Below are 24,669 nucleotides of genomic sequence, written 5' to 3' on the forward strand. Positions count from 1 at the left end.
ACTGTTCACCGCATGACTTCACCGGCCCACGAACAGGACACGAACGACCGGATTGTCGTGCGGCGCGCCCGAACATCCGACGTGCCGGGGATCAAACAGTTGATCGACATCTATGCCGGGAAGATCCTCCTCGAGAAGAATCTCGTGACGCTGTACGAATCCGTTCAGGAGTTCTGGGTCGCCGAACTGGCAGGCCGACCGGTCGGGTGCGGAGCCCTCCACGTCCTGTGGTCGGACCTCGGCGAAATCCGCACCGTCGCGGTGGATCCGCAGGTCACGGGACGCGGCACAGGGCACCTCATCGTCTCGCGCTTGATCGAGGTGGCGCGCGAACTCGAGCTCGAGCGGCTCTTCGTCCTGACATTCGAGGTCTCGTTCTTCGCGCGCCACGGGTTCGCGGAGATCGACGGAACGCCGGTCACCTCCGAGGTCTTCGCGGAGATGTGCCGGTCGTACGATACGGGCGTCGCCGAGTTCCTGGACTTGAGCTACGTGAAGCCCAACACGCTCGGTAACACCCGGATGCTGCTCACCTTGTGAGCGCACCCTCGAGAACGTAGAGCCCCCGAACGGTCGATCCTGCACGGAAGTGAGAACCCATGGCCCTGTTCGCCGTCGAATACACCTACTCCGAGGCCACCGCTACGGCCCGCGACGAGCACCGACCGAAACACCGCGCCTGGCTCGGTGATCTGGTCGAGGCAGGCACGGTGCGAGCGACCGGGCCGTGGGTCGACGGTTCCGGCGCGTTGATCCTCATCGACGTTGCCGACGAGGCGGCCGCACGCGATCTGATGGCGCAGGATCCGTTCGCTCAGTTGACGTTGATCGACGCTGTCCGCATCACCGGCTGGACTCCGGTGATGGGCATGTTCAACGACTGAGGTTCTTTGCTCCGGTCGAGCTGTCGCCGGGCTTGTCGTCGCCATGGTCCTTGTCGTTCCTGGTCTTGATCAGGCTTGCGACCGTGGTGACGATGAGCACCCCCACGATCACGATCAGCGACACGGACGTCGAGATCTCGGGGACCGCCACGTGCTCGCCGCCGTTGATGAAGCCGAGCGTGTTCTCGTGCAGAGCATGCAGGATGAGCTTGACTGCGATGAACCCGAGGATCACCGACAGGCCGTACGAGAGATAGACGAGGCGCTCGAGCAGGCCACCGATGAGGAAGAACAGCTGGCGCAGACCCATCAGCGCGAAGGCGTTGGCGGTGAACACCAGGTACGGCTCGCTGGTCAGTCCGTAGATCGCGGGGATGGAGTCGAGCGCGAAGAGGATGTCGGTGAACCCGATCGCGATCAACGCGAGCAGCATCGGGGTGACCATCTTCTTGCCGTCGATCCGGGTGACCAGCTTGTCGCCGTCGTACTCGTCGTGGACGGGGAGGAATTTCCGTGCCAGCGAGACGACCTTGTTCTCGGACGGTGTCTCGTTCGCCTCGCCGTTCTCGCGCATGAGCTTGATCGCGGTGAACAGCAGGAAGAAACCGAAGATGTAGAAGACCCAGCTGTACGCGTTGATTGCAGCCGCGCCGACAGCAATGAAGGCACCGCGCATGATCAGCGCGAGAACGATGCCGATCGTCAGGACCTTCTGCTGGAATTCCCGTGGCACCGCGAATGTGGCCATGATGATCACGAAGACGAACAGGTTGTCGACCGAGAGGGCCTTCTCGGTGATGTACCCGGCGAAGAACTCGCCGCCGTATGTCGGGCCCCATATCGCGAATACGATGAAGCCGAACACGATCGATATTGCGATGAACACCATCGACCAGAATCCGGATTCCCGGAGGGTCGGAGCGTGGGGTTTACGCACGTGCGCAAAGAAATCGAAGACGAACAACCCGATGATGACGGCAATCGTGATCAACCAGGTCATCAATGTGACGTGCATGTGCACCTCGGCCTTCCGGTAGGTATGTGTACCTGCCGGAGGTCTCTCCCGCCCGACGTGCATCTCGGACCGACAGTCCCGGATCGGCAACGGTGCCGAACGTGTTGACGAGACTGCCACGGATCAGGGGATACTCCCCTCCACAGCTTCCCCGATTGTGCCACACGCCCGCGCGGCGCGCCCCGACACCTCACATGTCGCCGGTGTCTCCTTCGGCCGGGTCGCCACCGCCCCGGATCGAGTAGAGCAGGCCGTCCAGTTCGTCCGGCTTGACGAGCACCTCGCGGGCCTTGCTCCCTTCGCTCGGCCCCACGACGCCTCGGGTCTCCATGAGATCCATCAATCGGCCGGCCTTCGCGAAGCCGACGCGAAGCTTGCGCTGCAGCATCGAGGTCGATCCGAACTGGCTCGTGACGACGAGCTCCACCGCCTGCAGGAACACGTCGAGGTCGTCGCCGATGTCAGGGTCGACATCCTTCTTCTCCCCGGCCTTCGGGACCGTGACGCCCTCGTTGTATTCGGGCTCGGCCTGGGTCTTGGCGAACTCGACGACCGCCGAGATCTCCTCGTCGGTGATGAACGCGCCCTGCATGCGGACCGGTTTGCCGGCGCCCATCGGCAGGAACAGCCCATCGCCCATACCGATGAGCTTCTCGGCGCCGGGCTGGTCGAGGATGACCCGCGAGTCGGTCAGCGAACTCGTCGCGAACGCGAGTCGCGACGGCACGTTCGTCTTGATCAGACCGGTCACGACGTCGACAGACGGCCGCTGGGTTGCCAGAACGAGGTGAATACCGGCGGCACGGGCCTTCTGGGTGATCCTGACGATCGCGTCCTCGACGTCGCGCGGCGCGGTCATCATGAGGTCGGCGAGCTCGTCGACGATGGCCAGAATGTACGGGTACGGACGGTAGACACGCTCGCTGCCCAGAGGCGCGGTGATCTCGCCCGACTTCACCTTCGTATTGAAGTCGTCGATGTGCCGCACCCGGTTCGCCTGCATGTCCTGGTAGCGCTGCTCCATCTCTTCGACGAGCCACGCCAACGCGGCGGCAGCCTTCTTCGGCTGGGTGATGATCGGTGTGATCAGATGCGGAATGCCTTCGTACGGTGTGAGCTCGACCATCTTCGGGTCGATGAGGATCATCCGTACTTCCTCCGGTGTCGCCCGGATCAGCAGCGACACCAGCATGGAGTTGACGAAACTCGACTTGCCGGAACCGGTGGAACCCGCAACCAGCAAGTGCGGCATCTTCGCCAGGTTCGCGGAGACGAAGTCTCCCTCGATATCCTTCCCGAGTCCGATGACCAGCGGATGGTGGTCGCGTCGGGTCGAGGGCGCAGCGAGCACGTCGGACAGGCGCACGAGTTCACGATCGGAGTTGGGCACCTCTATACCGACTGCAGATTTGCCGGGGATCGGCGCGAGCAGCCGAACATTGTCGGTTGCGACGGCGTACGCGATGTTGCGGGCGAGCGCGGTGATCTTCTCCACCTTCACCCCAGGTCCGAGCTCCACCTCGTAGCGGGTGACCGTCGGGCCACGAGTGAAACCGGTGACCGCCGCATCGATCTTGAACTGCTCGAGAACCTCGGTGATCGACTCGATCATCTCGTCATTGGCGGCGGACCGAGTCTTCGGCGGATCGCCCGCCATCAGAAGATTCAGAGACGGAAGGATGTAGTCGCCGTCGACGACGCGGTCGGGAACCATCGGTTCGATGACGTCCGGATCGGGATCCGGCGGCGCGGGGGTCGGTACTGCTGCTGCAGCCGACGCCGGCTTGGTCTTCGCGCGAGCCCGTGGCTTCGGGGCTTCCGGTTCCGGTTCTGGCACCGGGGCGGCTTCGGGCTCCGGCTCGTCCCACAGCGGCAGGACCTCGGTACGTGCATCGCCGTCGAACTCGTCGGTCGGGTAGTTCTCGCTGGGGGTTCGGCGACGACGCGATCGCGGCTTCTCGGTGCCGTCCTCGTAGAGCAACGGGTTGAGATGGTCTGAGTAGCCGTCGTGCTCGGGGTCGTATTCACCGTTCTCGTCGTAGTGCCCGTACCCGTCGTCGTAGCGGTAGGGCAGGCCGAAGTAGTCGCGGAAGAGATCGGGGAGTTCGCGGATCGTAGTGCCTGTGATCAACAGGATCCCGAAGCCCATGGCCATCAGCATGAGCGGCACCGACAACCACACCGTCAGGCCGGCGGTGATCGGACCGCCGATGACAGCACCGACGAATCCGGCGCCCTCCGAGCGACCTTCGGCATCGGTGGGTGAACCGGACGCGATGTGCCAGAGCCCCAGCGCGGGGATCGCGACGAGCAGCGACCCGAGCACCAGGCGTGGGCGAGCCTCCGGCCACGGTTCGGTCCGCATGAGGACCACCGCGACACCGACGGCGACGAGGGGCAACACCGCGCTCGCCCCGCCCGTGACGGCACGTACTCCGGTTTCGACCCACTCGCCGACGGGGCCGCCCACGCCGAACCACACCGAGCCGGCGACTACCACTGCGAATGCGACGAGACCGAGTGCGATTCCGTCACGCCGGTGACCGTGTTCGATATCGGTCGCGCGTCCCATCGTCCGTGTGGTGGCACCGAGCCCGCGGGCGATCATGAACCAGCCGGCACCGACACTCTTGCCGATCGCTGTGAGCAACCCTCCTGATCCTCGACGAGGCTGCGGTGCGGGGCCACCACGCGGACGCGCCGCGCTTGATCGGCGTGCCGTGGATGAGGCCCGCGAACCGGAGGCCTGCGGTTTCCGCTTGGCGGGAGACTTCGACGTCGATGCCTTCGCGGTCGATGTCCTGGGAGTCGGTTTCTTCGGTGTCGATCCCTTCGCGGAACGCGCGGAAGATGCCCTCGCGGAGGAGGTCGATTTGGAGGCAGCGGCGCCCGCCCGACCGGAAGCGGCCGACGCGCGCGTCCCCGCCCGCGACCGAGAGGTCGCGGTGGACGATGCGCGGCTGCCCGACTTTCCTGCCATATCCGCCAGGGTAGCCGCATCGACCACTCACGAACCATCAGCAACACGGGGCGCACGCGGCGGCACTGATCACAACACCGAACCGTGACCGGATGCCACGGAGGCGGTACGTCCTGTTCAGAGCCCTCTTCGGGATCCGGTGAGCTCGGCGATATCCGCCTCGTTCCCGTCCCGCTCGAGGCGAACTTCGTCGCGGCCGAATGCGTGGAGGAGCAGTTCGGACGGCTCCCCACGCAGCACTACGGTCCGCGGGCCTCGCTTGCGGACCGTGACCCGGTCGCCACCGGGCCGCTCGAAGACGACCGTGATGTCGGTGCCCCCGTAACTGGTGCGGCCGATGGCCCGGGCGTACTTCCAGAGCGCGTCCTGGTCTTCCACGGACAACGGGCGCGGTTCCCATCCGGATTCGCCTCGTCGAACGTCCTCGTGGTGCACGAACATCTCGGTGGCGTTCGCGACAGAGTCGACGAGATACAGGGGCGACCACTTGGGCGGCCCGGAATCGATATCGGCGAGCAGGTGCGCCCACTGCCGGTCGGTCAACTCGCGCCGGACCTTCTCCGTGTGGTCGGCCAGCGCAGGAATCATGATTCCGGGCATCGCGTCGACGCGACGTTCGCGCACCATTAGGTGCGCCGCGAGGTCGCGGGTCGTCCAGTCACCGCACAGCGTGCGGGCGTCCGGGCCGACCTCCGACATGGTCTTGACCAAGGCGTGCCGTTCGCGTCGAGCAAGGCTCATTCGGCCACTCTAACGAGCAATCCGTGCGGCGGCACGAACGATCGCGGTGTGTGTCTCAGGAGACCGCGATGACCGTGGGCACGATCATCGGCCGCCGACGATAGGTGTCGGCCACCCATCGGCCGACGACACGGCGGATCCCCTGCGCGATGCGATGCGTCTCGGTGACACCCTCGGCGGCGAGCTCGTTGAGCGCCTTGTCGACCAGCTGCGCCGCTTCGTTGAGTGCAGTCGGGTCGTCGGAGAAACCGCGCCCCGACACCTCGGGTGCTGTCACCGCACGACCGGTTGCGGCATCGACAGCGACGGAGATCGAGATGAAGCCGCCTTCGCCGAGAATCAACCGGTCCGACAGAGTGGACTCACCCACGTCACCGACCGAAAGCCCGTCGACGTACACATGCCCGACCGGTACCCGGCCGACGATCTCCGCGAGGCCGTCCACCATATCGACGACGACGCCGTCCTCCGCGAGCACGATCCGTTCCTTCGGCACACCGGTGGCCTCGGCGAGTGCCGCGTTGGCCCGGAGGTGGCGCCACTCGCCGTGCACCGGCATCGCGTTGGTCGGTCGCACCGCGTTGTACAGGTACAGCAGTTCACCCGCCGATGCGTGGCCGGAGACGTGCACCTTCGCGTTCTGCTGCGTAACGACGGTGGCACCGCGCTTGGCGAGCCCGTTCACGACCGCGAACACCGAGTTCTCGTTGCCCGGGATCAGCGACGACGCGAGTACCACGAGGTCGTTTTCCTTGATGTTGATCTGGCGGTGTTCGCCGCGCGCCATACGCGAGAGCGCTGACAACGGCTCGCCCTGCGAACCCGTCGACACCAGCACGAGCCGATCGTCGGGCAGCGATGCCGCAGTATCGATGTTGACCTCGAGGCCGTCCGGCACGTTGAGGTAACCGAGGTCTTGCGCGATCTGCATGTTGCGGACCATCGAGCGCCCGACGAACGCGACGCGCCGGTTGTAGCGGTGTGCGACGTCGACGACCTGCTGGATCCGGTGCACGTGGCTGGCGAACGACGCGACGATGACCCGGTTCTTCGCTTTGCCGATGACGTTGTCGAGCACTCCGCCGATCTCGCGTTCCGGGGTCACGAACCCGGGAACCTCTGCGTTGGTGGAGTCGACGAGGAACAGGTCGACGCCCTCGTCACCGAGGCGTGAGAATCCAGCGAGGTCGGTGAGCCGATTGTCGAGCGGTAGCTGGTCGAGCTTGATGTCGCCGGTGTGCAACACGACGCCGGCATCGGTGTGGATCGCGACCGCGATCGCGTCCGGGATCGAGTGGTTGACGGCGAAGTACTCGCACTCGAACGGGCCGTGGGTGGTCCGCTCTCCCTCGGTGACCTCGGTGAGGTTCGGCCGCAGCCGGTGCTCGCGACACTTTGCCGAGACGAGCGCGAGCGTGAACTTCGAGCCGACGACCGGGATGTCCGGGCGCAGGCGCAGCAGGAAGGGCAACGCACCGATGTGATCTTCGTGACCGTGGGTCAGGACGACCGCTTCGATGTCGTCCATCCGGTTCTCGATGTACCGGAAGTCGGGGAGAATGAGGTCGACGCCGGGCTGCTGATCCTCGGGGAAGAGCACACCGCAGTCGACGATGAGTAGACGGCCCTGATGCTCGAACACCGTCATGTTCCGGCCGATTTCGCCGATGCCACCGAGAGCGACAACTCGCAGCCCGGTCTTCGGTGCCTTCGGCGGCGTTCCCAGACGCGCGGTGGGGTCCGGCGCGGGCCGGGGGTCGGGCCGCTTCGTCGCGGCCGAGGTCTGGGCGACACGGCGTGCCGGCTTGGAGGCCGGCGGGCCCGCATTGCGGGTGACGCGACCACGGCCACGGTTGGGACGACTCATCACAGCACCCCCGCTGCATGCAGATCTGCGGCCAGCGCATCGATCTGGGCGGTCACCGGCGCAACCTGTGGTAGTCGAGGTTCCCCGACATCGATACCCATCAGGTGCAGACCGGCCTTGGACGCACTCACGCCACCGAGTCGCGCCACCGCGCGGTAGATGGGAATCAACGAAAGGTTGATCTTCCGTGCGAGTTCGAGGTCGCCGGCGGCGAATGCGGTGTGCAGTTCGCGCAGACGCCCGGGCACCAAGTGCCCGATGACGCTCACGAAACCCACCGCGCCGACTGACAGCCATGGCAGATTCAGTGGGTCATCGCCCGAATAGAACTTCAGGTCGGTGGTGCCGATCAGTTCCGCACCGGCGTTGAGGTCACCTTTGGCGTCCTTGACCGCAACGATGCGGGGATGCTCCGCCAGAAGCCGCAGGGTCTCCGTCTCGACCGGGACGACCGAACGCGGTGGAATGTCGTAGATCATGACCGGTAGGTCGGTGGCGTCGGCCACGGCGACGAAATGCGCGTAGAGGCCGGCCTGCGGCGGGCGAGAGTAGTAGGGCGTGACGACAAGCAGGCCGTGAGCTCCGGCACGAGCGGCATCGCGGGCCAGCTCGACGCTGTGGGCGGTGTCGTTGCTTCCGGCGCCCGCGATGATCTTTGCGCGGTCTCCGACGGCCGCGAGTACGGCCCGCATGAGTTCGATCTTCTCGTTCTCGGTGGTGGTGGGGGATTCTCCGGTGGTACCTGCGAGAACCAGTGCGTCGCAGCCGCCATCGACGAGATAGGTCGCGAGGCGCACACCCGCATCGACATCGAGCTTGCCCTCGGCAGTGAACGGGGTCACCATCGCTGTTGCGATGGTGCCGAACGGAAGCTCGACAGCAGTTGCGGAATCACCGTTGGTCATGGTCAGAAGGCTACCGCGTGGAAGCTGCCACCCGGAACACGGCTCGCGCACGACCCCAACCGGCAGCGCTGTCAGCCGTCGATCTGGAAGCCTCCCGAGGCAACCTCGGTACCGTCGGCAAGCGCGCTGATCGTGAAGTCGCAGAAGGCGTTCGGCGCCGCCTCGGCAAGCTGCCGCAGACATTCCACGGCGAGTCTCCGGATCTCGACGTCGGCGTGCTCGGTGGCACGCATCGCGATGAAGTGCCGCCACGACCGGTAGTTGCCGGTCACCACGATCCGGGTCTCGGTGGCGTTCGGAAGGACCGCTCGCGCGGCTTCGCGGACCTGCTTGGCCCTCAGGGGGCCGGGCGGGAGGTGCGACAGCTTCTCCTCGAGCGCATCGATGAGTTCGACGTACGCATCGCGGCTGCGCTCGGCGGCGCGGAAGAACACGGCCTCGAGTTCGGCGTCTCCCTCGATGGCCGGGGGGACGACGACAGGTGCGTCCCCGCCCGGGACGAACCGTTGTGAGAGCTGCGAGAAGGAGAAGTGCCGATGCCGGATCAGTTCGTGCGTGCACGACCGGGAGATGCCGGTGATGTAGAAGGTGACCGTCGCGTGCTCGAGCACCGAATCGTGTCCGACGGCGAGGAGGTGGTTGAGGTACCCGCCGTTGGTGGCGGTGCGAGGGTTCGGCTTCGACCAGCTCTGATAGCAAGCCCGACCGGCGAACTCGACGAGCGCTTCCCCACCGTCCGCGTCGGTCTCCCAGGGCACGTCCTCGGGAGGCAGGAATTCCGTCTTGGCGATGAGCCTGACCTTCAGTCCGATCGGTTCCGGCGCCATGCTCGTCTCCCTCCACGGTTCCGCACGGTATTTCTGCACGACCTTAGCGCCCGGTCATTCGAAACTCCCGAATGACATCATTAATGACGGTTGACTGACATCAAATGTGGCGTCAAACTGGCGTCATGAACATCGATGTCTATACCGACGCCATCACCGACTCCGTGCGGAACGCAGCAGAACTGGGCGACGAGCAGACCCGACGCACCGCCGCAGCCCTCGCCACCGCCATCGCAGCGCCCGCCCGGCTCGCCGTCCTGAGCGCACTGTCCGATCTGGCCTCCGAGGTGTCCGAACAACTCGGGGACCGCAGGGTCACCGTCCGCCTCGAGGGAACCGACGCCGTCGTCGAAGTTCACGACGGCCCGGCACCCGAAGCCGACGACACTCCCCCGACCTTCGAGGAGATGACCGGCGACATCAGCCGCGTCACGCTGCGGCTGGTCGAACAGATCAAGACCCGCGCCGAGGAGGCAGCCGCACAGAGCGGGGTCTCGCTCAATTCGTGGGTGGGACAGGCGGTCCAGGGCGCACTGCGCGAGCAGATGCGCTACCAGCGTCGCGCAGACGAATGGCGTTGGCCGACCTCGAAGCCGACCACCACGTCGCCGGCACCCGAGACCCGATCCGACGCCGACGCAGGGGTCGACACCGAGAAGACCACACCCACCGGGGCCGCTGATGCCGACAACCACGACACCACCGACGGCACCGACGGCACCGACGGCACCGACGGCACCGACGAGCGACACACAGACTGACCACTCCCTCCGCGTATCCGTGCGGTAGATTTCCGTCGCACGTGAAGGTGTGGTTCGCGAAGGGTGCGGACCCGAGGGGTGGAGTAGATATGGCCGTCAGCAGCACCAAGAGCTTCGAGATCAACGCGACTCCGAAACAGGTGATGGCGGGGATCGCGGCAGTCGATCGCCTGCCCGAATGGTCGTCGACGCACAAGTCGGTGACGGTCGAGAGCTCTCACCCCGACGGCCGGCCGCACCGTGTGCGCATGACCGTGTCGATCATCGGGATCACCGACGAACAGGTCGTCGACTACACGTGGAGCGGCGACGAATCGATGTCCTGGACTCTCGTCGAGAGCGCCCAGCAGAACGTACAGGACGGCTCCTACACTCTCACCGCGACTGACAAGGGGACCAAGGTCGACTTCAGCCTCGCCATCGACCCGAAGATCCCGGTGCCCGGCTTCCTGGTGCGCCGCGCGGAGAAGACAGCGATCGAAACCGCAGGCAAGGGCCTGACCAAGTTCGTGGAGAAGAACTTCCGATAGCGAGTTCGGCCGTCGCGCTCACTCCATCAGCTGAGCGGCGACGGTCGCTCCGAGTTCCCAGCAGGCCTCGAGATCACTCTTGCTCGGCTTACCCGATGCGACGACGTAGTCGGCAGCCTTGGCCCACCCGAGCCCTGTCGTGATGGTGTCGACGGCGCGCTCGGCGCCTTCGGTGCCCTCGTTGCCGTGGATGTACAACCCATACGGCCGACCTCGCGTCGAGTCGAGGCACGGGTAGTAACAGACGTCGAAAGCGTGCTTGAGTGCACCGCTGATGTACCCGAGGTTGGCGGGTGTTCCGAGCAGATATCCGTCCGCCTCGAGCATGTCGGTCGGTGAGACCGTGAGGGCCGGCCGCCGGACCACTTTCACGCCTTCGATCTCGGGATCGGTGGCGCCCGCCAGTACGGCTTCGAACATCGCCTGCATGAACGGCGACGGGGTGTGGTGCACCACGAGCAGAGTACGGAAGTTCTCTTCGGTCATGCCCGCAGACTACGCATTGCCGCAGGCGACGACGAGCGGCTATCCAGCGTCGTCACGCTCGGACTTCTCCAGGGCCACGGCGCGTTTCATCGTCTCGCGTGCCCGGCTGCGGTCGCCCGCGAAATCGTAGGCACGGGCGAGGCGATACGAGTTGCGCCAGTTGTCCGGGTCGGCCTCCCACTCGGCTTTCACCGACTGGAACAGTTCGTCCGCGGCGTCACGCTCGATACGACCCGACGCCATTCGCGGAAGATCGCTGACGTCGAGGTCGAGGCCCTCTTCGTGGATACGCCGGGACAGTCGCTGATGGTCCAGCCCTGCGCGCAGGGTCGCGTACACGATCCACACACCCACCAGCGGGAGTAGGAACACGCCGATTCCGAACACGATCGACACCGCCTCGCCGCTCGTGATCAACGAGATCCCGGTGTGCCCCAGTCGCACGAAGTAGAACGCGAGCGCCGCGACGATGAAGGCGATCGCGATGACCACCTTCGCGACATCGCGACCGGCGGACGCTGAGGAACTCACAGGTCGAGGAGGGGGTCGATTCCCACGGTCAGCCCCGGACGGGAACCGATCTCGCGGACGCCGAGGAGCACTCCGGGAGCGAACGACGACCGATCGATCGAGTCGTGCCGGATCGTCAGTGTCTCCCCCTGCGTGCCGAGGAGCACTTCCTGGTGGGCGACGAGGCCTGCCACACGCACCGAATGCACCCGCACGCCGTCGACGTCCGCGCCGCGCGCGCCGTCGAGTTCGGTGCTGGTGGCGTCAGGGCTGCGACCCACGCCGGCCGCGGCGCGAGCCTCGGCGATCAACCGGGCGGTGCGGTACGCGGTGCCGGACGGCGCGTCGGCCTTGTTCGGATGATGCAGTTCGATGACCTCGACGGAATCGAAGAAGCGCGCGGCGGCCTGCGCGAATCGCATGGACAGCACGGCGCCGATCGCGAAGTTGGGGGCGATGAGCACGCCGACCTCGGGTTTCGCGGCGAGCCATTCCCGAACCTGCGCGAGGCGCGCGTCGTCGAATCCGGTGGTGCCGACAACGGCGTGGATACCGTTCTCGATCAGGAACTGCAGATTGCCCATCACGACATCGGGGTGGGTGAAGTCGACGACGACCCGGGTTCCGGACGTGACGAAGGCATCGAGGTCGTCGCCCTTGTCGACCGTCGCGGCCAGTTCGAGGTCGGCGGCTGCATCCACTGCGTCGCAGATGGCCTGGCCCACCTTGCCCTTCGCTCCGAGGACCCCTACCCGAAGAGCTGTCTTGTCCGCCACCGATCCACGTCCTTCCGTCGCCGTACTCTCGGAGAGCCTACGCAACCGGCCTGACCACCGGGTGGGCGGGAGGAGGCACTACCTCAGGCCACGATCCCGCGCACGGATGCAGGAAGGTCGCGCGACCGCCGGTAGGGTCCGACGATGGCCGCCGCGTAGGGGCGGTGGAGCAGTTCACCGGCCACCTCACGCACCTGCTCGGTGGTGACGCTGGCGATGCGCTCGAGCGTATCCGTGATCCCCCAATGTCGTCCGTAGCTCAGTTCGCTGCGGCCGATCCGATGCATGCGGGCACCGGTGTCCTCGAGTCCGAGGACGAGTCCGCCGCGCAGCGACCCTTTCGCGCGTGCACACTCCGCGTCGGTGATGCCGTGCTCGGCAACCTCGGTGAGGACTTCACGCACCACCGAGGCGACGTCGCCGAGGTTCTCCGGCTGACATCCGACGTAGGTCGAGAACGCACCGGTGTCGGCGAACGTGTCGACGCCCGAGTAGACGGAGTACGCAAGCCCTCGCTTTTCGCGTACCTCCTGGAACAGCCGTGAGCTCAGGCCGCCTCCGATCGCGGTGTTGAGGACCGAGAGTGCCCAACGTCGGGGATCGTGCCGGCCGAACGCGCGGACACCGAGACTGAAGTGTGCTTGTTCGTGGTCCTGATCGGTGATGCTCAGGGTGGGTGCGGTGCGCAACCGCAGCGTCCCCTCGCGACGCGGCGCCGCGTGGGCGGACTCGTCGAGGTGACCGGCAAACGCCCGCCGGACGAGTTCGACCGTGTGTGCGTGATCGACGTTGCCCGCCACCGCCACCACCATCCGCTGCGGCGTGTACCGGCGCACATGGAACGAGTGCAGCTGGTTGCGGGTCATCGATTCGATCGATTCCGTCGAGCCGATGATCGGACGTCCGACCGGGTGATCACCGTAGAGCGCGGTCAGCAGGGCGTCGCCGAGCAGATCCTCGGGGTCGTCGTCACGGATGGCGATCTCTTCGAGCACCACTTGGCGCTCCACATCGACGTCGGTGCTGCGGCACTTGCCACGCAACACCACGTCCGCGACGACATCGATGGCGATCGGCAGATCGTCGTCGAGCACATGCGCGTAGAAGCAGGTGTGTTCCTTGCTGGTGAACGCGTTGAGCTCACCGCCGATCCCGTCGACGAGTTCGGCGATGTCGAGGGCGGATCGGGTGGGAGTCGCCTTGAACAGCAGATGTTCGAGAAAATGGGCAGCTCCCGCGACCGAGGGTTGCTCGTCACGGGAGCCGACACCCACCCACACGCCCACTGCTGCCGATCGCACGCCCGGTACGTGTTCGGTGACCACACGCACGCCGCCGGGCAACACGGTGCGCCGCACGCCGGTGTCCGCGGCCGCCGACGGGGTGTCGAGTGAAAGAGAATCGAAGGTTGTTGCCATGGGTTGTTCTACGGTCCTGCGCTGTCGGTGATTCGTCTGTGGTGAGAGCTGTGTTCAAGGCACGGAACACCACACACTACACGCGACTACCTCTGTATTCTCGTCGCCAACCGCTGCGTTCCCGTCACCAACCTCGACGCCTGGGCTGCGAACCGACGAGCTGTCCCTTCGCCGCTTCGTCGCGACCGCGGTACACGATGTACGGGCGGAACAAGTACGCGACAGGGGCGCTGAAAGCGTGGACCAGTCGCGTGAACGGCCAGATCGCGAACAACACCAGCGCGACCGTCACGTGGATGTGGAACGAGAGTGGCGCCTCGGCCATCAGGTCGCCCCGGGGCTGCAGGATCCAGATCGACCGGAACCACGGGGATACCGTCTCGCGGTAATTGTGCGCTTCGTTGGCCTCGAACGCGCCGATCATCGTCGTGGCGAGCCCGGCGACGATCGCGGCGACCAATACGACATACATGACTTTGTCGTTGACTGTGGTCGCACTGAACACGGGCCCCCTGGTGCGCCGACGGTAGACGAGCAGAGCCACGCCGAGCAGCGTCGCGACACCCGCGATGATGCCCGGAACCGCCGCGCCCCAGTGGTACATGTGTTCGCTGATACCGACGGCCTCCGTCCAGGACTCCGGGATCACCAGACCGATGAAGTGCCCGAGAATCACCACGAGAATGCCGAAGTGGAACAGCGGACTGCCGATCCGCAACAGCCGGCTCTCGTACAGCTGCGACGAGCGGGTCGTCCACCCGAACTTGTCGTAGCGGTACCTCCACCAGGTGCCGACTATCAGCATGGCGAGGGCCACGTACGGCACGATGTCCCAGTAGATCTCGCCTGCACTCATGCCGGCCGACCTCCTTCTCGAACGGAACTGCCGTCGCGGCGCGGCGGCACGGTGAGGGCGAAGGGCTGCAGTCCGATCGCCTCGGCGGGCGGCCCTGCTTCCGCCAGGTGCCGTGCCCGCTGCACCTCTTGGTCCGTGACCGGCGGAAGCGTGGCACACACCGCGGTCACCGGGTCTGCGTACGGAGAGCCGCATTCGACGAGCGCGGTCTGCAGCACGTCCAGGGGAGCCCGATGCGCGGCGAGCAACTGCTCCCCCACTTCGGCGTCGACCGTCGCAGCGAACTCGAGCACAACGGGCAAGTGGTCGGGAGCCTCCCCGGCAGGTGGCTCGACTCCCGCATCGCGATAGGCACGTGCGAACGCGTGGATCTCGGTGCCGCGGTTGCGTGTGTCCCCGCCGGTCCAGTAGGTCAGGTACATCGTCGAGCGGCGTCGCATGTCGAACGTCTCGACGTACTCACGTGCCGCCACGAGGGGCTCGGTCGCGCGGAGATACGACGCGGTGCGCTCCAGGGCCTCGCGTTCGGGGCCGGTGACGTGCTCGAGCAGAGCGTCGACGGTGACGAGCCTCGACGTTGTCCGTTCGTCGGGATACGCGAGCAACAGGGAGGCAGCCTGCCTGATCGCGCGGTGTTGCAACCTCACCGACGCGAGGTCACGTCGCGTCGGCCGTCGAAGGAGTTTCATCGGTTCTCCTCCACATCACCACTGCGGTGTTGCGGGAATATGCCTGCGGGAACGCCTTTTCCGTCCCAGTTCAGCAGGTTCACCCTCGAGGGGTTGCTCGCGTTCGCGGCCATCCCCTCCGAGGTCTGCCGCTGTTCGAGCGCGTGGAACGTCTCGACGGCAACCGGTACCGGTCCGCCGCTGGACTCGCCGAACGGACCGGATTCGTACATTCCGGGTCCGCCGTCGAACGACAACGCGCAGTCCGTGGCCGTCTCCTCGAGCTTGTGGCCCTCGTTCGCGTACGCAGTCGGAATGACGTACCGCTCGTCGTACTTGGCGAGCGCCAGCAGCCGGTACATCTCGTAGATCTCTTCCTCGGTCATGCCCACCGCCTGCGGGATGTGCGGTTGGGTGTCCCGCCCGAGGTTGACGTCGCGCATGTACGAGCGCATCGCCGAGAGCCGGTGCAACACGCCTTCGACCACGTCGGTGTCGCCCGCGGTGAACAGTTCCGCGAGATACCGGATGGGGATGCGCAGTGATTCGAGTGCCCCGAACAGGTTTCCGAGGTCCTCGCCGTCGTGACCGTCACGGCTCACGGCATCGACGACCGGCGACAGCGGCGGGATGTACCAGACCATCGGCATGGTCCGGTATTCCGGATGCAGCGGCAACGCCACCTTGTACTTGTTGATCAGCGCGTGGATCGGCGACCGCCCGGCTGCGGTGATCCACTCGTCGGAAATCCCTTCGGCCCGCGCACCGGCGATGACGTCCGGATCGTTCGGGTCCAGGATGAGCTGCCGCTGCGCCTCGTACAGATCCTTGTCGTCCTCGACGGACGCGGCTTCGAGCACCTTGTCGACGTCGTAGAGCACGAGACCGATGTATCGGAGCCGGCCGACGCAGGTCTCTGCGCACACCGTCGGCAATCCGACCTCGATCCTCGGATAGCAGAAGGTGCACTTCTCGGCCTTGCCCGTCTTGTGGTTGAAATACACCTTCTTGTAGGGGCAGCCCGACACGCACATCCGCCAGCCCCGGCAGCGGTCCTGGTCGACGAGCACTATGCCGTCCTCGCTGCGCTTGTAGATGGCACCCGACGGGCACGAGGCCACGCACGACGGGTTCAGGCAGTGCTCACAGATCCGTGGGAGGTAGAACATGAAGGTCTCTTCGAGCTGGAGTTTGACCTCCTCGTTGACCTTCTGCAGTATCGGGTCCTCCGGCACGATCTCGGGAGACCCGCCGAGGTCGTCGTCCCAGTTCGCCGACCACTCCACCTTCATCGGTTTGCCGCTGATGAGACTACGTGGCGGCGCGACCGGAATGTCGTTGCCGAGCGGCGCGGTGGTGAGATTCTCGTAGTCGTAGGTCCACGGCTCGTAGTAGTCGCCGATCGACGGCATCTTCGGGTTCGAGAAGATGCGGGTGAGCTTGTGGATGCGCCCGCCGTCGCGCAGGCGCAGCCGGCCCTTCTTGTCGCGGACCCAGCCTCCCCGCCACCTCTCCTGATCCTCGTATCGGCGCGGATACCCTTGTCCCGGTCGTGTTTCCACATTGTTGAACCACACGTACTCGGTGCCCGAGCGGTTGGTCCAGGCCTGCTTGCAGGTCACCGAACAGGTGTGGCATCCGATGCACTTGTCGAGGTTCATCACCATCGCCATTTGCGCCATGACCTTCATCAGTACGTCACCTCCTGGCTGCGGCGGCGAACCACCGTCACTTCGTCACGCTGGTTTCCGGTGGGCCCGAGATAGTTGAAGGCGTACGACGTTTGCGCGTACCCGCCCGCCAGGTGCGTCGGTTTGATGAGAATTCTGGTGATCGAGTTGTGGATGCCGCCGCGCTTGCCGGTGGTCTCGGTCAGCGGAACGTCGATCGTGCGTTCCTGGGCGTGGTAGACGTACACGACCCCTTCGGGCATACGATGCGAGACGATCGCGCGGCACACCACCACACCGTTGCGATTGACGGCCTCGACCCAATCGTTGTCCCGTACCGAGATCTTCGCCGCGTCGGCGGGGCTCATCCACATCGTCGGGCCACCGCGCGAGAGCGACAGCATGAACAGGTTGTCCTGGTATTCGGAGTGGATGGACCACTTGGAGTGCGGCGTCAGATACCGCACTGTCAGACCTATTCCGTCCGTCGTTCCGATGGCGGACTCACCGAACAGTCTCGACATGTCCAGCGGCGGCCGGTAGGTGGGCAGCTGCTCTCCGACCTCTTCGATCCAGTCGTGGTCGAGGTAGAAGTGCATGCGACCGGTGAGGGTGTGGAACGGTTTGAGTTCTTCGATGTTCACGGTGAACGGGGCATAGCGCCGGCCACCGGTCTCGCTGCCGGACCATTCGGGGCTGGTGATCACCGGGACCGGTCTGGCCTGGGTGTCTGCGTAGGTGATCCGGCGTTCTTCGCTGCCCTCGGCCAGGTGAACGAGGCGCCGGCCAGTGCGTCTCTCGAGTTCGCGGAATCCTTCGACGGCCAGCCGGCCGTTGGAGGTTCCGGACAGCGCCAGAATCACGTCGGCCATCCGTTCCGCGGTGGTGATCGCCGGGCGGCCCGCACCGGCGCCGGTGTTCATCACACCGAACTTCGCGGCGAGTTCGGCGACTTCCTCGGTGGGATGGGTGGTCACGCCCTTGGTCGTCAGCCCGAGTTTGTCCACGAGTGGTCCGAGTGTTGCCCACTTGTCGGCGATGGCGGCGTAGTCACGTTCGACGGCCACGAGCGGACCCATCGTCTTTCCCGGGACCGGAACCTCACCGGTCTTGCGCCAGTCGTTCTCGGTTCCGGACGGGAAGGCCATCGCTCCGGGAGTGTCGTGCTGGAGCGTGCCCATCACGACGTCGGTGCGGGTACCCAGGTGCGTACGCGCCTGCGCACTGAAAGCCTTCGCGATGGCACCGAATGCTTCGTAGTCCGAACGGGTTTCCCAGGGCGGGTCGATCGCGGGACTGAACGCGTGGATGTAGGGATGCATGTCGGTGCTCGACAGGTCGCCCTTCTCGTACCACGTCGCGGCAGGCAGCACGACATCCGAGAACAGCGTGGTGGACGTCATCCGGAAGTCGATCGACATCAGCATGTCGAGCTTGCCCTCCGGCACGGTGTCGGGCGACGTCACCTCGCTCGGGCGCAGACCGTCGGCGGCCGGCTCGCCCTGCAGGTTCGAGTCTGTTCCGAGCAGATGCTGCAAGAAGTACTCGTTGCCCTTGCTCGAGGAGCCGAGCAGGTTCGAGCGCCACACGCTCAGTACGCGTGGCCAGTTCTTCGGGTTGTCGGGATCGGTCACCGACAGTGTCAGATCCCCACTCGCCAACTGCTCCGCGACGTAGACCGGGATCTCCTTTCCGGCGGCACGTGCCTCGTCTGCGACGTCGAGATTGTTCCGGTCGAACTGCGGATAGAACGGGGTCCATCCCATCGCGACGGCGGAGGCCATCACATCCATCGTGTGCTTGTCGCGGAATCGACCACGCCCGAGCGGGCTCGCCAAGGCGTCGGCACGGTAGCCGTCGTAGCGCCATTGATCGGTGTGCACATACCAGTACGAGGTACCGGCCATCTGTCGCGGCGGCCGACTCCAGTCGGTTCCCATCGCCATCGCCGCCCACCCGGTGACAGGACGGCACTTCTCCTGGCCGACGTAATGCGCCCAGCCTCCACCGTTTCGGCCCATCGAACCGGTGAGCAAGAGCAACGCCAGCACCGCGCGGTAGGTGGCGTCGCCGTGGAACCACTGGCAGATACCCGCGCCCATGATGATCATCGAGCGACCGCCCGATTCCTCGGCGTTACGAGCGAATTCCTTCGCGATCCGGATTGCCTGTTCCGCCGACACTCCGGTGATCGCTTCCTGCCACGCCGGTGTATAAGGCGAATCCGCATCGTCGTATCCCGTAGGCCAGTGTCCCGGCAAGCGCAGATCCTGCCGGTTCACGCCGTACTGGGCGAGCATGAGGTCGAACACCGTGCACACCAGGTGTTCTCCGACCCGGCGTACCGGGACACCGCGTTCGATGCTCTCACCGTGGCCGTCGATCGAGTCGAAGCTCGGCAGATGCACCGCCGCGGTCTCCCCCGCTCCGCCACCGGCCGGAGCGACGGTCAACGTCGGTACGAGGTCGCCGAGATCCAGGTTCCATTTCCCGACGCCGTCGTCGCCGTAGCGGTGTCCGAGCGAGCCGTTCGGCGCGACGACGTTGTCGGTGGCGCCGTCGAGCAGGACCGGCTTGAACGCGGCGTTCTCGACATCGTGGCCGAGGTCGGCGGCGGTGAGGTTCTTACCCGGCACGAGCCTGCCGTCGCGGTCTTCGAGTCTCACCAGGAACGGCAGATCCGTGTACTGCCTCACGTAGTCGACGAAGAACGGGACCCGCTGCCGGACGTAGAACTCGTTGAGCAACACGTGGCCCATCGACATCGCGAGGGCGCCGTCTGTGCCCGCAGCACACGGCATCCATTCGTCGGCGAACTTGGTGTTGTCGGCGTAGTCGGGACTGATAGAGACGACTTTCGTGCCGCGATAGCGGACCTCCGCCATCCAGTGGGCGTCGGGGGTCCGGGTGACAGGGACGTTCGAGCCCCACATCATCAAGTACGCGGCGTCCCACCAGTCACCGGACTCGGGCACGTCCGTCTGGTCACCGAACACCTGCGGGGATGCGACGGGAAGGTCCGCATACCAGTCGTAGAACGAGGTCATGACGCCGCCGAGCAGTTCGATGAACCGCGAGCCCGCCGCGAACGACACCATCGACATCGCCGGAATCGGTGAGAATCCCGAGACGCGGTCGGGACCGTACTCCTTGATCGTGTGCACGTGCGCGGCCGCGATCATCTCGGTGGCCTCGGTCCACGTGACGCGGACGAGACCGCCCTTGCCGCGGACCTGTTGGTAGCGGGCGCGCCGCTCGGGATCGTTCTGGATATCGGCCCAGGCAAGGACCGGGTCGCCGAGTCGTTCTCTGGCCTCGCGGTACATCTCGACGAGCACACCGCGCGCGTACGGATACCGCACCCGGGTCGGCGAATACGTGTACCAGGAGAACGCGGCGCCGCGGGGACATCCTCGCGGTTCGTATTCGGGGCGGTCGGGACCGACCGACGGGTAGTCGGTTTCCTGTGTCTCCCAGGTGATGATCCCGTCCTTGACGTAGATCTTCCACGAACACGACCCGGTGCAGTTGACGCCGTGCGTGGAGCGAACTACCTTGTCGTGGCTCCAGCGGTCGCGATAGAACACATCGCCCTGGCGACCGCCCTCGCGGGTGACGGTGCGGCCGTCGCCGGAACCCTGTCCGGGAGTGAAGAATCGACCACTTCTGACCAGGAGCTCTTCGAGCGCTCCACCCGTACCGGTCTTCTCTGTGGTCACTTCGATTCCTCCTGCGGCTGCGGCGTGCCGGCTGCCGAATCGGTCACCGGTTCACGTGTCTTCAGTTTCAGTGCGGTGTAGGCCAGTGCGATCAGGGCTGTCGCGACGAGCAGCAACAGGCCGACCGTGTAGTCGTTGTCGACCGGGTCGTAGGTCGCGCCCATCACCAGCGGCGGGAAGTAGCCACCCAAACCTCCTGCTGCCGCGACGATTCCGGTGACGCTACCGACCGACTTGGCGGGCGACCGACGCGCAACCCAGGCGAAAACGCCGCCGGTGCCGATGCCCAGGAAGATCGCCATCGCGATGAAGTCGGTGGCCGACCAGACGTCCGGTGGAGGCTTCAGGGTGGCGATGAACGCCGTGACAGCGGTGCCGGCGAGGGACGCGAGCACAACGTACTTCGGTGGGATCCGGTCGGAGAGTGCACCGCCGATGGGGCGGGCGATGACCGCGGCGACCGCGAATCCGGCCGTCCTCGTTCCCGCGTCGACAGCCGAGAAGTCGTAGATCGTCTTGATGTACGTGGGCAGGTAGTTGCTGAATGCCACGAACCCACCGAACACGATCGCGTAAAGGAACGACATCTCCCATGTCACTCGCAGCTTGCAGGCCGCAATCAGCTTCGGAGTCACCTTGTCGGTGTTCGGGGTGAACGTCGGCGAGTTCTTCATCGCGACGACACACAGCACGGCCGTGAGCGCGAGCGCGATCGCGATGATCACGTGGGTGGCGATCGTCCCGAACCAGCCGACGAAGCGCGGAGTGAAGAATGCGGACAGCGCGGTACCGACCATGCCGGCTCCGAACACGCCGGTGGCGAATCCCCGGCGGGACGGGTCGTACCAGCTGTTCGCGAACGGGATTCCGACAGCGAAGATCGTGCCCGCGATGCCGAGTAAGAATCCGAATACCAGGAGCAGCGGGTAGGACCCCGCCTCACCTGCGAAGCCGACCGCGAGCACCGGGATTATCGAGGCGACCGTGACGAGGATGAACATGAACCGACCGCCGTACCGGTCGGTGAGGGGTCCGACGGCGATTCTGCCGAGTGAGCCCACGAGGATGGGCGTCGCGACGAGCATGGACGCCTCACTACTGCTGAGCGACATGTCGCCCGCATATGTGGTGGATAAGGGCCCGATCATGTTCCAGGCCCAGAAGTTTATGGCAGATACCCAGGTGGCCAGTGCCAGGTTGAACCCGGGTCGTGCCCCGATGCCACTTGATGCAACCGTGTTCACTCCCTCAGATAACCACTCCGGAGTGGAGGCGCGTGCATATTTGGGTAAACGTTACAACTGACGATTTTTGTGAGTTCGAACTTGGGTACCAAAGCCCCTGGCTGTCGCCATCGCCTACCGCCTAAAGTGCGAACTGAGCGAAAGACCCCGGTTCACAAGGACTTTCTCCGGTATTCCGAAGGCCGGATACGACAACGCCCGCGGGCAGTTCTCCCCATTCGGGGAGAACCACACGCGGGCGGCTGTGCGAGAGATCAGGAGTCGGCGGCCTCGGTGGCGGCCTCTACGGCGGCAGCCGGTTCGGCGGCGGCCTCCTCCTCGACGGGGATCAGGCTGATCTTGCCGCGGTTGTCGATGTCGGCAATCTCGACGCGGATCTTCGACCCGACGTTGACGACATCTTCGACCTTGGCGATCCGCTTGCCGTTACCCAGCTTGCTGATGTGCACGAGACCGTCGCGGCCCGGGAGGAGCGACACGAACGCACCGAAGGCGGTGGTCTTGACGACCGTGCCCAGGAAGCGCTCGCCGACCTTCGGCAACTGCGGGTTCGCGATGGCGTTGATCTTGTCGATCGCGGCCTGTGCGGACGGGCCGTCCGCAGCACCGACGTAGACGGTGCCGTCATCTTCGATCGAGATGTTGGCGCCGGTCTCCTCGGTGATCGAGTTGATCATCTTGCCCTTGGGGCCGATGACCTCGCCGATCTTGTCGACGGGGACCTTGATGGTCGTGATGCGCGGTGCGAACTGGCTCATCTCGTCGGGCGTGTCGATGGCCTCGGCCATGACCTCGAGAATCGTGGCCCGGGCGTCGTGCGCCTGCGACAGCGCACCGGCGAGAACCTGCGACGGGATGCCGTCGAGCTTCGTGTCGAGCTGAAGAGCCGTGACGAAGTCCTTGGTACCCGCGACCTTGAAGTCCATGTCGCCGAATGCGTCCTCGGCTCCGAGGATGTCGGTGAGAGCGACGTACCGGGTCTCGCGGCTGCCGTCCTCGAGCTCGATCTCGTCGGAGACCAGGCCCATCGCGATGCCTGCAACCGGCGCCTTGAGCGGCACACCTGCGTTGAGCAGCGACAGGGTCGACGCGCACACCGAACCCATCGACGTCGAACCGTTGGAGCTCAGCGCCTCGGACACCTGACGGATCGCGTACGGGAACTCTTCCTGGCTCGGGAGCACCGGGATGAGGGCGCGCTCGGCGAGTGCGCCGTGGCCGATCTCGCGGCGCTTCGGCGAACCCACACGACCGGTCTCACCGGTCGAGTACGGCGGGAAGTTGTAATGGTGCATGTAGCGCTTGCTCGTCTCGGGACCGAGCGAGTCGACCTGCTGCGCCATCTTGACCATGTCGAGGGTGGTGACACCCATGATCTGGGTCTCGCCGCGCTCGAACAGTGCGGAACCGTGGGCGCGCGGCACGACGGCGACCTCGGCCGACAATGCACGGATATCGGTGATGCCGCGACCGTCGATGCGGAACTGGTCGCGGAGGATGCGCTCGCGTACCAGCTCCTTCGTCAGCGAGCGGAATGCTGCGCCGATCTCCTTCTCGCGACCTTCGAACGACGGTGCGACCTGTTCGAGGATCTCGACCTTCACCTCGTCGGTGCGGTCGTCGCGCTCCTGCTTGCCGGCGATCGTGAGAGCCTCGGCGAGCTTGGTGGACGCAGCGGCCTCGACCGCGGCGTACACATCGTCCTGGTATGCGGGGTACAGCGGGAAATCACCGGTCGGCTTCGCGGCAGCAGCGGCGAGCTGCTGCTGGGCGATGCACAGCCGTGCGATGAACGGCTTCGCCGCTTCGAGCCCCTCGGCGACGATCGTCTCGGTGGGCGCCTGCGCGCCACCCTCGACGAGTTCGATCACCTTGTCGGTGGCTTCTGCCTCGACCATCATGATGGCGACATCGGCAGAATCCGGGTTGTCGCCACCGCCGACGATGCGGCCCGCGACGACCATGTCGAACACTGCGTTCTCGAGCTGCTCGACGGTCGGGAACGCCACCCACTGGCCGGCCTTGTTCTCGTCCGAGGTGATGAGCGCGACACGCACGCCACCGACCGGACCGGAGAACGGCAGACCCGCGATCTGGGTGGACGCCGAGGCCGCGTTGATCGCGACGACGTCATAGAGATCGTTCGGGTTCAGGCTCAGGACCGTGACCACGACCTGGATCTCGTTGCGCAGGCCGTCGACGAACGACGGACGCAGCGGCCGGTCGATGAGGCGGCAGGTGAGGATCGCGTCGGTCGAGGGACGGCCCTCACGACGGAAGAACGAGCCGGGGATGCGGCCCGCTGCATACATACGTTCTTCGACGTCCACCGTCAGCGGGAAGAAGTCGAAATGTTCCTTGGGCTGCTTCGAGGCGCTCGTGGCCGACAGCAGCATGGTCTCGTCGTCGAGGTATGCGACGACGGAGCCGGCGGCCTGCTGAGCAAGGCGGCCGGTCTCGAATCGAATGGTGCGGGTGCCGAAGGACCCGTTGTCGAGCGTGGCGACGGTTTCGAATACGCCCTCGTCGACCTCGACTGCGGTGTTACTGGTCATCTGTGAAATCTTCTCTTCCCTCTTCGTCTTCGCCGTACCCGCGCGGGCGCCGGGCCCCCTTGGCCGCGGCTGCGCACCGACTCACGGAGGCGGTCGTCGATCGAAACCCACCGGCACTTCTCGTGCGGCCGGGGGGTCACTACCGAAGACCGACACCGTCGGTGCGTACGGATCATCGCCGTCGGCGGCGATGTTCTGCGCCGGCACATGCGGCGCATACACCGATAGCCAACGAGGCCCAGTCTAAGGGGTATCCC

Annotated in this window: 20 protein-coding genes and 1 pseudogene; 5 read left to right on the forward strand and 16 right to left on the reverse strand. The window is 65.6% G+C overall.

Annotated elements, in window-relative coordinates; translation table 11 throughout:
• Positions 1-12 precede the first annotated feature (12 nt).
• On the forward strand, positions 13-540 hold the full coding sequence (locus EV641_RS01595) for an amino-acid N-acetyltransferase (protein WP_199233094.1): 528 nt from the start codon (positions 13-15) through the stop codon (positions 538-540).
• Between the two features lie 59 nt (positions 541-599).
• Positions 600-884 (forward strand): YciI family protein, encoded by a 285-nt coding sequence (locus EV641_RS01600; protein ID WP_054718948.1) that lies wholly within the window; start codon positions 600-602, stop codon positions 882-884.
• Here EV641_RS01600 and EV641_RS01605 read toward each other — a convergent pair.
• A complete protein-coding gene (locus tag EV641_RS01605; RefSeq protein WP_054718955.1) occupies positions 874-1,899 on the reverse strand; it encodes a TerC family protein in 1,026 nt (341 codons plus the stop codon). The genes EV641_RS01600 and EV641_RS01605 overlap by 11 nt on opposite strands.
• Positions 1,900-2,089: 190 nt before the next feature.
• The gene (locus EV641_RS01610; RefSeq protein WP_132470767.1) at positions 2,090-4,507 is read right to left on the reverse strand and encodes a DNA translocase FtsK; all 2,418 of its coding nucleotides are present in this window, start codon (positions 4,505-4,507) and stop codon (positions 2,090-2,092) included.
• A 34-nt stretch (positions 4,508-4,541) separates the two neighbouring features.
• On the opposite strand from EV641_RS01610, the gene EV641_RS29620 reads away from it, so the two are divergent.
• The gene (locus EV641_RS29620) at positions 4,542-4,967 is read left to right on the forward strand and encodes a hypothetical protein (protein WP_132470376.1); all 426 of its coding nucleotides are present in this window, start codon (positions 4,542-4,544) and stop codon (positions 4,965-4,967) included.
• Between the two features lie 29 nt (positions 4,968-4,996).
• On the opposite strand, the gene EV641_RS01620 is transcribed toward EV641_RS29620, so the two are convergent.
• The 4 genes from EV641_RS01620 to thyX all read right to left on the reverse strand — a co-directional run bounded on the left by EV641_RS01620 (position 4,997) and on the right by thyX (position 9,219).
• Positions 4,997-5,620, reverse strand: coding sequence for a TIGR03085 family metal-binding protein (locus tag EV641_RS01620; RefSeq protein WP_054720249.1), 624 nt, complete (start codon positions 5,618-5,620; stop codon positions 4,997-4,999).
• Between the two features lie 55 nt (positions 5,621-5,675).
• On the reverse strand, positions 5,676-7,487 hold the full coding sequence (locus tag EV641_RS01625) for a ribonuclease J (protein ID WP_132470379.1): 1,812 nt from the start codon (positions 7,485-7,487) through the stop codon (positions 5,676-5,678).
• On the reverse strand, positions 7,487-8,392 hold the full coding sequence (dapA, locus tag EV641_RS01630; RefSeq protein ID WP_132470382.1) for a 4-hydroxy-tetrahydrodipicolinate synthase: 906 nt from the start codon (positions 8,390-8,392) through the stop codon (positions 7,487-7,489). Before dapA ends, EV641_RS01625 begins: the two co-directional genes overlap by 1 nt.
• A gap of 71 nt (positions 8,393-8,463) precedes the next feature.
• Positions 8,464-9,219 (reverse strand): FAD-dependent thymidylate synthase, encoded by a 756-nt coding sequence (gene thyX, locus EV641_RS01635; protein WP_054720473.1) that lies wholly within the window; start codon positions 9,217-9,219, stop codon positions 8,464-8,466.
• A gap of 125 nt (positions 9,220-9,344) precedes the next feature.
• Between thyX and EV641_RS01640 the strand changes: the two are divergent.
• Positions 9,345-9,770: pseudogene (locus EV641_RS01640) on the forward strand (toxin-antitoxin system HicB family antitoxin); the annotation flags it as partial.
• Between the two features lie 299 nt (positions 9,771-10,069).
• The gene (locus EV641_RS01645) at positions 10,070-10,510 is read left to right on the forward strand and encodes an SRPBCC family protein (RefSeq protein WP_054720546.1); all 441 of its coding nucleotides are present in this window, start codon (positions 10,070-10,072) and stop codon (positions 10,508-10,510) included.
• 18 nt (positions 10,511-10,528) lie between these two features.
• On the opposite strand, the gene EV641_RS01650 is transcribed toward EV641_RS01645, so the two are convergent.
• The 10 genes from EV641_RS01650 to EV641_RS01695 form a co-directional block, all read right to left on the reverse strand.
• Positions 10,529-10,996: an NAD(P)H-dependent oxidoreductase gene (locus tag EV641_RS01650; RefSeq protein WP_132470387.1), complete on the reverse strand. Its 468-nt coding sequence runs from the start codon at positions 10,994-10,996 to the stop codon at positions 10,529-10,531.
• Between the two features lie 39 nt (positions 10,997-11,035).
• Positions 11,036-11,527, reverse strand: coding sequence for a hypothetical protein (locus tag EV641_RS01655; RefSeq protein ID WP_054720389.1), 492 nt, complete (start codon positions 11,525-11,527; stop codon positions 11,036-11,038).
• A complete protein-coding gene (dapB, locus tag EV641_RS01660) occupies positions 11,524-12,282 on the reverse strand; it encodes a 4-hydroxy-tetrahydrodipicolinate reductase (protein WP_132470390.1) in 759 nt (252 codons plus the stop codon). Before dapB ends, EV641_RS01655 begins: the two co-directional genes overlap by 4 nt.
• Positions 12,283-12,365: 83 nt before the next feature.
• Positions 12,366-13,700 carry a pitrilysin family protein gene (locus tag EV641_RS01665; protein ID WP_132470393.1) on the reverse strand — a complete coding sequence of 445 codons (1,335 nt, stop codon included), beginning with the start codon at positions 13,698-13,700 and terminating at the stop codon, positions 12,366-12,368.
• A 124-nt stretch (positions 13,701-13,824) separates the two neighbouring features.
• Positions 13,825-14,556, reverse strand: a complete 732-nt coding sequence (gene narI, locus EV641_RS01670) for a respiratory nitrate reductase subunit gamma (RefSeq protein WP_132470396.1) — start codon at positions 14,554-14,556, stop codon at positions 13,825-13,827.
• Complete coding sequence (gene narJ / locus EV641_RS01675) at positions 14,553-15,245, reverse strand: nitrate reductase molybdenum cofactor assembly chaperone (RefSeq protein ID WP_132470399.1); 693 nt, start codon at positions 15,243-15,245, stop codon at positions 14,553-14,555. Before narJ ends, narI begins: the two co-directional genes overlap by 4 nt.
• Positions 15,242-16,915 carry a nitrate reductase subunit beta gene (gene narH, locus EV641_RS01680; protein ID WP_054713198.1) on the reverse strand — a complete coding sequence of 558 codons (1,674 nt, stop codon included), beginning with the start codon at positions 16,913-16,915 and terminating at the stop codon, positions 15,242-15,244. Before narH ends, narJ begins: the two co-directional genes overlap by 4 nt.
• Positions 16,915-20,613 carry a nitrate reductase subunit alpha gene (locus EV641_RS01685; RefSeq protein WP_132470402.1) on the reverse strand — a complete coding sequence of 1,233 codons (3,699 nt, stop codon included), beginning with the start codon at positions 20,611-20,613 and terminating at the stop codon, positions 16,915-16,917. The genes narH and EV641_RS01685 overlap by 1 nt, the downstream gene beginning before the upstream one ends.
• Positions 20,610-21,857: a nitrate/nitrite transporter gene (locus EV641_RS01690; RefSeq protein WP_132470405.1), complete on the reverse strand. Its 1,248-nt coding sequence runs from the start codon at positions 21,855-21,857 to the stop codon at positions 20,610-20,612. Before EV641_RS01690 ends, EV641_RS01685 begins: the two co-directional genes overlap by 4 nt.
• 254 nt (positions 21,858-22,111) lie before the next feature.
• Positions 22,112-24,412, reverse strand: a complete 2,301-nt coding sequence (locus EV641_RS01695) for a polyribonucleotide nucleotidyltransferase (protein WP_132470408.1) — start codon at positions 24,410-24,412, stop codon at positions 22,112-22,114.
• Between the last annotated feature and the right edge of the window lie 257 nt (positions 24,413-24,669).

The sequence above is a fragment of the Rhodococcus sp. SMB37 genome (assembly GCF_004345605.1).
GTDB lineage: Bacteria > Actinomycetota > Actinomycetes > Mycobacteriales > Mycobacteriaceae > Rhodococcus.

Bases quoted from the DNA above. Each gene is read 5' to 3' on its own strand.
- EV641_RS01605 (WP_054718955.1), bottom strand. From the start codon at position 1,899: ATGCACGTCACATTGATGACCTGGTTGATCACGATTGCCGTCATCATC.
- EV641_RS01610 (WP_132470767.1), bottom strand. From the start codon at position 4,507: ATGATCGCCCGCGGGCTCGGTGCCACCACACGGACGATGGGACGCGCG.
- EV641_RS01625 (WP_132470379.1), bottom strand. From the start codon at position 7,487: ATGAGTCGTCCCAACCGTGGCCGTGGTCGCGTCACCCGCAATGCGGGC.
- narH (WP_054713198.1), bottom strand. From the start codon at position 16,915: ATGAAGGTCATGGCGCAAATGGCGATGGTGATGAACCTCGACAAGTGC.
- EV641_RS01600 (WP_054718948.1), top strand. From the start codon at position 600: ATGGCCCTGTTCGCCGTCGAATACACCTACTCCGAGGCCACCGCTACG.
- narJ (WP_132470399.1), bottom strand. From the start codon at position 15,245: ATGAAACTCCTTCGACGGCCGACGCGACGTGACCTCGCGTCGGTGAGG.
- EV641_RS01695 (WP_132470408.1), bottom strand. From the start codon at position 24,412: ATGACCAGTAACACCGCAGTCGAGGTCGACGAGGGCGTATTCGAAACC.
- dapA (WP_132470382.1), bottom strand. From the start codon at position 8,392: ATGACCAACGGTGATTCCGCAACTGCTGTCGAGCTTCCGTTCGGCACC.
- EV641_RS01645 (WP_054720546.1), top strand. From the start codon at position 10,070: ATGGCCGTCAGCAGCACCAAGAGCTTCGAGATCAACGCGACTCCGAAA.
- thyX (WP_054720473.1), bottom strand. From the start codon at position 9,219: ATGGCGCCGGAACCGATCGGACTGAAGGTCAGGCTCATCGCCAAGACG.
- EV641_RS01620 (WP_054720249.1), bottom strand. From the start codon at position 5,620: ATGAGCCTTGCTCGACGCGAACGGCACGCCTTGGTCAAGACCATGTCG.
- narI (WP_132470396.1), bottom strand. From the start codon at position 14,556: ATGAGTGCAGGCGAGATCTACTGGGACATCGTGCCGTACGTGGCCCTC.
- EV641_RS01595 (WP_199233094.1), top strand. From the start codon at position 13: ATGACTTCACCGGCCCACGAACAGGACACGAACGACCGGATTGTCGTG.
- EV641_RS01665 (WP_132470393.1), bottom strand. From the start codon at position 13,700: ATGGCAACAACCTTCGATTCTCTTTCACTCGACACCCCGTCGGCGGCC.
- EV641_RS01650 (WP_132470387.1), bottom strand. From the start codon at position 10,996: ATGACCGAAGAGAACTTCCGTACTCTGCTCGTGGTGCACCACACCCCG.